Source organism: uncultured Agitococcus sp. (assembly GCF_937920075.1).
Classification (GTDB): Bacteria; Pseudomonadota; Gammaproteobacteria; order Pseudomonadales; family Moraxellaceae; genus Agitococcus.
The window spans coordinates 1-1,170 of the sequence record NZ_CALETI010000002.1; the positions used below are offsets into that span (position 1 = coordinate 1).

Below are 1,170 nucleotides of genomic sequence, written 5' to 3' on the forward strand. Positions count from 1 at the left end.
TTCACTCCACAAAACACAATACACCTTACGTTTTTTAATTTTCCATAATTTCAAATAAGGTACACCTGTTCTTTTTCCATAATCAAATACACAATCTAACTCGCGGTTCAAGTCAGATGCTAACCCAGCCTCTAATTTCTCATTATTCATTTTCACTTACTCCAGTTTGCTTATTAAAGCAGTGGGGTTAGCACTGCTTAACCTAATAGTTAGGTTTTTAAATCTTCAAAAATCTTAGAAACTATTGCAACGTGCCAACCATTACCGATGGCTTTTAAAGACTGTCTTGGCGAAACAGATTTTGTGTACCCAACAGGTAAGCCGCTGAGTTTTTCACACTCTGAAATAGTGGCCACACGGTAAAAAATATCGTTTTCACTAACACTTACAAGTATTTTAGGCGCATGAGTTGTCGTTATTGTGTCTGTATAAGACGCATTTGGTTTAAGTATTCTGCCAAGCTCGCCTATCCCTGTTTTTCTAGCATCGCCCCTGTGAGGTCTAAAACCCCTTTCGTTTTCTGTTACTGCTTTTACGCGTTTATTGCTAGATAGTTTAAAAACCTCTAAACCATTTTCATCATCTAAGATACAAGATATATTTTTAAATGAGCCGTCATAGTTTGTTTTTTTATCAAAATTAAACCAATACAGTCGGGGTCTAGCTTGTAAAAAACCGTCTTTACCATCAATCAATACTGGGGTTACACCCATATACTTGGTTATTACATCCTCGTACTCTTTTCTCATTCTGACGTTTTCTAACAAAAACTTAATTTTTGGGTTGTGTTTTTTTGCATGATTTAAAATGTCTACAAACACAAAAAACAATCTACTTCTGCTATCGTTAAAGTTTAGCTCGTTACCTGCTCGGCTAAAACCCTGACAAGGACTACCGCCAACAATTAAATTTATACAATTCCAATCTATATCCCAATCTCTCCAATTTTTAATATCTCCTAGTTTTACATTATCTGTAAAATTACTATCACTAATTTTTATAGCAGTCTCGCAAATTTCACTTGAATAGTAAGTGTCTATTTTTACACCAGCCTGCTCAAGCGCAACGCGGGCGCAGCTTATACCGTCAAACAAACTTAAAACATTCATAATTAAAAACCTAACTCCTGCATCAACAGCGACAAGTACCCAGCCGCTTACAATGCAAATT

Annotated in this window: 1 protein-coding gene; it reads right to left on the minus strand. The window is 35.8% G+C overall.

All coding sequences use genetic code 11. From position 1 onward, the window contains the following. Window positions 1–209: 209 nt before the first annotated feature. The coding region (locus tag Q0212_RS00040; RefSeq protein WP_297920496.1) for a DNA cytosine methyltransferase at window positions 210–1,170 on the minus strand (961 nt) is incomplete at its 5' end.